This is a genomic window from Streptomyces scabichelini (genome assembly GCF_011045015.1).
Taxonomy (GTDB): domain Bacteria; phylum Actinomycetota; class Actinomycetes; order Streptomycetales; family Streptomycetaceae; genus Streptomyces; species Streptomyces scabichelini.
On sequence record NZ_JAAKZY010000366.1, the window covers coordinates 1 to 5,487 of the forward strand.

Here is a 5,487-nt window from a genome sequence, read left to right on the forward strand (position 1 = left end):
CACCCCCACCCCGCCCGGCCGCATGCCGAAGACCCGGACCCCGCGAGGGGACCCGGGTCTTCATTCCCGATGGCGTCCGTCACGCCGCCACCGGAACCTCCGACACCGCACCGCTCGCCGCAGGCGACAACGCCAGCTCCAGCACCTGCCGAACATCCGTGACGGCGTGAACGTCGAGCTTCTCCAGAACCTCGGCGGGCACATCGTCCAGATCGGGCTCGTTCCGCTTGGGAATGACGACGGTGTTGACACCGGCCCGGTGGGCAGCAAGCAGCTTCTGCTTGACGCCGCCGATCGGCAGCACCCGCCCGGTCAGCGAGACCTCACCGGTCATCGCCACATCCGTACGGACCAGCCGTCCGCTGAGCAGCGACGCGAGAGCCGTCGTCATCGTGACGCCCGCGCTCGGTCCGTCCTTGGGCACGGCGCCCGCCGGGAAGTGGATGTGCACGCCCCGGTCCTTCAGGTCGCCCACGGGCAGCTCGAGTTCGGCGCCGTGCGAGCGGAGGAAGGAGAGCGCGATCTGTGCGGACTCCTTCATCACGTCGCCCAGCTGACCCGTGAGGGTCAGACCCGCGGCTCCCGTCTCCGGATCGGCCAGCGACGCCTCCACGTACAGGACGTCACCGCCCGCGCCGGTGACCGCGAGCCCGGTGGCGACACCGGGGACGGCCGTGCGGCGCTCGGCCGGGTCCTGGGCGGCCTCGGGCACGTGGTGCGGCCGCCCGATCAGGTCGCGCAGATCGCCCTCGCCGACCGTGAACGGCAGCTTCCGCTCGCCGAGTTCGTGCTGCGCGGCCACCTTGCGGAGCAGCCGTGCGATGGAGCGCTCCAGGTTCCGTACGCCCGCTTCCCGCGTGTACTCACCGGCGAGCTTGCGCAACGCGCTCTCGTCGAGGGTGACTTCGGCCTTCTCCAGGCCCGCGCGCTCCAACTGCCGCGGCAGCAGGTGGTCGCGGGCGATGACGACCTTCTCGTCCTCGGTGTACCCGTCGAGCCGGACCAACTCCATACGGTCGAGCAGCGCCTCCGGAATGGCCTCCAGGACGTTCGCGGTGGCCAGGAAGACGACGTCGCTCAGGTCCAGCTCCACCTCCAGGTAGTGGTCCCGGAAGGTGTGGTTCTGGGCGGGGTCGAGGACTTCGAGGAGGGCCGCGGCCGGGTCGCCCCGGAAGTCGGAGCCCACCTTGTCGATCTCGTCGAGGAGGACGACGGGGTTCATGGACCCGGCCTCCTTGATGGCGCGGACGATACGGCCGGGCAGCGCGCCCACGTACGTACGCCGGTGACCGCGGATCTCGGCTTCGTCCCGTACGCCGCCGAGCGCGACCCGTACGAACTTCCGCCCCATCGCGTGCGCGACGGACTCGCCGAGACTCGTCTTACCGACACCGGGCGGCCCGACGAGCGCGAGCACGGCACCGCCGCGCCGCCCGCCCACGACTCCAAGACCCCGCTCCAGTCGCCGCTTGCGCACGGCCAGGTACTCGGTGATCCGCTCCTTCACGTCCTGCAGCCCGGCGTGCTCGGCGTCGAGGATGGCCTGGGCACCCTGGATGTCGTACTCATCCTCCGTGCGCTCGTTCCAGGGGAGTTCGAGCACGGTGTCGAGCCAGGTCCTGATCCACGAGCCCTCGGGCGACTGGTCGCTCGACCGCTCCAGCTTGTCGACCTCCTTGAGCGCGGCCTCGCGGACCTTCTCGGGAAGGTCGGCGGCCTCGACGCGGGCCCGGTAGTCGTCGGACTCCTCGCCGTCCTGCTCACCGTTCAGCTCGCGCAACTCCTTGCGTACGGCCTCGAGCTGCCGCCGCAGCAGGAACTCGCGCTGCTGCTTGTCGACGCCTTCCTGTACGTCCTTGGCGATGGACTCGGCGACGTCCTGCTCGGCGAGGTGCTCGCGGAGCTGCTCGGTGGCGAGCTTGAGACGGGCGACCGGGTCGGCGGTCTCGAGGAGCTCCACCTTCTGCTCGGTGGAGAGGAAGGGCGAGTAGCCGGAGTTGTCGGCAAGGGCGGAAACGTCATCGATCGCCTGCACCCGGTCGACCACCTGCCAGGCAGCGCGCTTGCGCAGCCAGCTGGTGGCGAGAGCCTTGTACTCCTTGACGAGGTCGGCAACCTGACCGGGCAGCGGATCAGGCACGCTCTCGTCGACCCGCGTCCCCTCGACCCACAGCGCGGCACCGGGCCCGGTGGTCCCGGCCCCGATCTTCACCCGCCCACGCCCGCGGATCAGCGCGCCCGGGTCGCCGTCGGCGAGCCGGCCGACCTGCTCGACCGTCCCGAGCACACCCGTGCTCGCGTACGTCCCGTCGATGCGTGGAACAAGAAGGACCTTCGGCTTGCTGCCTCCACTGGAACGGGCGGCGGCCTGCGCGGCCTCCACCGCGGCTCGTACGTCGGTGTCGTTCAGGTCCAGGGGCACCACCATCCCGGGCAGCACGACCTCGTCGTCGAGCGGCAGCACGGGCAGGGTGAGCGGTGTGGACGTCGAAGCCATGATCTCCCCTTAGGCAGTCAAGTTGAGTTATGCAGACTCAATGCACGCGCGCCGTCGAATGTTCCCCTCCCTGGCGCCCGTTCGCTGTCAGCGATCACTGCTGTTGGGATCGGGTGGACGACGCGTACCGTCAGTCAGGTAATGACTACGAGCGGCCAGTGACTATTACAGGGGGCGGGATGGACCGTACGGTACGGGCCTGGGTGGACGGATGGGTCGTCTCACGCGGGGCGGCGCCGCCCGTGGTCGAGCCCTGGGGATACACGGTCGACGTGGGCCTGCCGGATCACGTCACCCGGCATGTCCTCGCCGCGACGAACGGTGCCGTCGAGGAGGCGGTGGTCCGGAAGGTGGCGTCCGGGGTGACCGGAGCCGGCGTGTGGCTCAAGGTCTTCGCCGACCCGTCCGTCGTCGGCCCCTGGCTGGGCGACGGCTGGTGGGTTGACCCGGTACCGGGCTTCCTGATGTCGGCACCCCTGACCGCCGACGCCCCCACTCCGCCCGTCCCGGACGGCTACCGACTGCGCACCTGGTCACGCGGCGGCGTCATCCGAGCCCTCGTCACGACGACGGACGGTTCGTGGGCCGCACACGGCAAGATCGCCCCGACGGACACGACAGCGGTCGCCGACCAGATCGAAACGGCACCCGCCCACCGCCGTAGGGGCCTGGGCCGTCTGGTCATGGGGACGCTGGCGCGGGCGGCGGTCGCCGAGGGCGCGGAAACCGGCGTCCTCGGCGGGACACCGGAAGGGCGGGCGCTGTACGAGTCGGTGGGGTGGAGGGTGGTGGCGCCGCTGACGAGCGCGAGGTGCACGGGGGCACGGAGTTGAGGGGTACGGGGTCGAGGGGTACGGAGTCGAGGGCTGCCCCTCAGACCGAATGCGCCTGGAAGGCATGTGCGGGCGCATCACTGAGTGCCCTGGCAACCGGGGCTACTCCAGCCACGCTCCGTCGCGCATGAGGACTCTGCCGCGCAGCTCCGGCTCGCCGCGCCAGGCGAGGACAGTCCTCGGAGCCACGCGTATATACAGAAAAGGACCTTCCTCCGCACGTGGGTCCCACCCGAACTTTTCGGCGAACGCATCCGCGGCATCCTCCGGCACACCCCGGTCCGGGAAGCACTCCGCCTCCCCTTGCAGAAGCACCACATCGAAGGTGTCCGGCAATGCCAGGCGCACGCGGGGTTCCTGTCGCACGTTACGAGCGGTCGCGGAGGTCTCGCCGGTGCACATCCACACGGCCCGCCCGTCCCACCAGAACCACAGCGGCACTTGATGCGGGCCATGATCCGGATGAGCCGTCGACACCCATATATCCCGTTCTCCAGCGAGCCGTTCAAGAGTGTCGCGCCTTCGCTCCGGCACATCACGACGAGCGATTCCCGTGGTCTGCATGAACGCCGACCCTAATCAGCGGTTCCGAAGCGCGCATGGGGCGTTGGCCCTACTCCCAGCGACCGACAAGCCACTCAGCCCCTGTCCTGGGGGGCTGTTTCGATGAGCTGCTGCAGGTCCAGGACGAGCATGAGTGAATACCTCCCCAAAGAGGCGAGACGCCCAAAGATTTCTCGGGCCAGGGCTTCCTGGCGGGCAAGGTCCGAACCGAAATCCCGGACGGTGAACAGTGATTCGTATCTCCCAAAAGGGATTCCGTGATCTTCTTCGTATTCGTGTGAGAGCTCCACTTCTACGGCAGCCTGTCCCAGGCTGGCGGCGTAGTCGATGCAGTCGACGCATTCGGAGCTGACAGGAGCAAGTTGGACCCCGCAGGCAAAGGAGATGTCAGCCAACAACTGCTCCCGGGGGCTTCCAGGGTGAATGAATATGTAGTGATATTGACTCATGCAACACCTCTACGGCCAGCGGATTATGTAATCACCACCGGTGATTCTGATGGAGCGAATCCTGCGGACCGCGATATGGGTCACTCCGTGCTCGGATCATCAGAAGTGATCGTCGATGCGGAGCGCCTTTTCGAAGCACATGCTTCGCGCAGCCAGTCGTCGAGTACGGCAAAGTCCGTATCGACGAGGCCGATCGTCGAATCGACGCGGTGGAGGAGTGCTTGCCCTGGATGGTGCCTGGACACCCAGGCGCGATCGAGGTCGGTGATCTCGTCGTCGACCCAGATGAACGGGCGTCCCGCCGCAGCCTGGACGAGGGCTCGGGTCTTCCAGTGCAGCACGTCTGCCTCGTCTTCCTCCGGTGCGTCCGGCAGGTCCGCCACCGGAAGCTCGGGCAGCCCGAGCAGCGGCGCTATCACCTCGTTGGCGTCGCCCATCCAAGCGGTGGCCCACACCAGCGCGCAGGGCAGCGCCCGCAAACGCGGACCGTGCGCGAGATCGATCTTCGCCAGCTGAGGATTCGACACGTCCTGCCAGCCGTCCCAGTCCTCGAGGGCCGAGGGAAGCCGCGCTCCCCCAAAGGGCAGGAGCGTTCCGTCGACGTCCAGGAAGAGCAGCGGGCGCTCCGCATCTTCCGCGTTTTCGGCCATGACCGCACGCTATCGGCTTCCTCCGAGCGGGGCAGCTGTCCCTTCAGCCGATCCCCATCAGCCGGTCGAAGTCCGAGCAGTCCCGTTCCTGAGGCCGCGCGGCCACGTGATCCACCAGCAGCTCGAACCACACAACCTTGCCGTGCACCCGGCCCGCCTCCCGGCCCAGCGCGAACGTCCCCCACTCGTTGGCGCACAGGTCCACGAGGGCGAGCCCTCGGCCTCCGTCCGCCTCCGGAGCGGGGCACTCCGTGGGGCGCGGCAGGAGCGGACCCGTGTCCCAGACGCTCCCCCTCAGCCGCTTGTCCGCCCACTTCAGGCGTACGGAGGCGGGGCCGGGGGCGTAACGGCACGAGTTGGTGAGCAGTTCGGAGGTCAACAGGACGGCGGTGTCCGCGAGTTCGGGGAGGCCGTGCTTGTCGAGGACGAGCCTGACGGTGGCACGGGCGATGGCGGGGGCGAGGGGGTCGTGGGGGACCTGGAGGGTGTACTCC

Annotated in this window: 6 protein-coding genes; 1 reads left to right on the forward strand and 5 read right to left on the reverse strand. The window is 68.7% G+C overall.

Translation table 11 applies throughout. From position 1 onward, the window contains the following. Positions 1 to 79: 79 nt before the first annotated feature. Positions 80 to 2,497, reverse strand: a complete 2,418-nt coding sequence (gene lon, locus G5C60_RS49135) for an endopeptidase La (RefSeq protein WP_165270557.1) — start codon at positions 2,495 to 2,497, stop codon at positions 80 to 82. Positions 2,498 to 2,676: 179 nt separating this feature from the next. Between lon and G5C60_RS49140 the strand changes: the two genes are divergently transcribed. Further along, entirely contained in the window at positions 2,677 to 3,330 is a 654-nt protein-coding gene (locus G5C60_RS49140; RefSeq protein ID WP_165270559.1) for a GNAT family N-acetyltransferase, read from the forward strand. Positions 3,331 to 3,432: 102 nt separating this feature from the next. On the opposite strand, the gene G5C60_RS49145 is transcribed toward G5C60_RS49140, so the two are convergent. The 4 genes from G5C60_RS49145 to G5C60_RS49160 all read right to left on the reverse strand — a co-directional run. Then, on the reverse strand, positions 3,433 to 3,894 hold the full coding sequence (locus G5C60_RS49145) for a pyridoxamine 5'-phosphate oxidase family protein (RefSeq protein ID WP_165270561.1): 462 nt from the start codon (positions 3,892 to 3,894) through the stop codon (positions 3,433 to 3,435). A gap of 74 nt (positions 3,895 to 3,968) precedes the next feature. Further along, a complete protein-coding gene (locus G5C60_RS49150) occupies positions 3,969 to 4,343 on the reverse strand; it encodes a hypothetical protein (RefSeq protein ID WP_165270563.1) in 375 nt (124 codons plus the stop codon). A gap of 80 nt (positions 4,344 to 4,423) precedes the next feature. Beyond that, positions 4,424 to 4,993, reverse strand: coding sequence for an HAD domain-containing protein (locus tag G5C60_RS49155; protein ID WP_165270565.1), 570 nt, complete (start codon positions 4,991 to 4,993; stop codon positions 4,424 to 4,426). A 43-nt stretch (positions 4,994 to 5,036) separates the two neighbouring features. Next, a partial coding sequence (locus tag G5C60_RS49160) for an ATP-binding protein (protein WP_206440959.1) occupies positions 5,037 to 5,487 on the reverse strand: 451 nt, incomplete at its 5' end.

What these genes read in the sequence shown, in the direction of transcription:
- lon (WP_165270557.1), bottom strand. Translation starts at nt 2,497, where the DNA reads ATGGCTTCGACGTCCACACCGCTCACCCTGCCCGTGCTGCCGCTCGAC.
- G5C60_RS49140 (WP_165270559.1), top strand. Translation starts at nt 2,677, where the DNA reads ATGGACCGTACGGTACGGGCCTGGGTGGACGGATGGGTCGTCTCACGC.
- G5C60_RS49145 (WP_165270561.1), bottom strand. Translation starts at nt 3,894, where the DNA reads ATGCAGACCACGGGAATCGCTCGTCGTGATGTGCCGGAGCGAAGGCGC.
- G5C60_RS49150 (WP_165270563.1), bottom strand. Translation starts at nt 4,343, where the DNA reads ATGAGTCAATATCACTACATATTCATTCACCCTGGAAGCCCCCGGGAG.
- G5C60_RS49155 (WP_165270565.1), bottom strand. Translation starts at nt 4,993, where the DNA reads ATGGCCGAAAACGCGGAAGATGCGGAGCGCCCGCTGCTCTTCCTGGAC.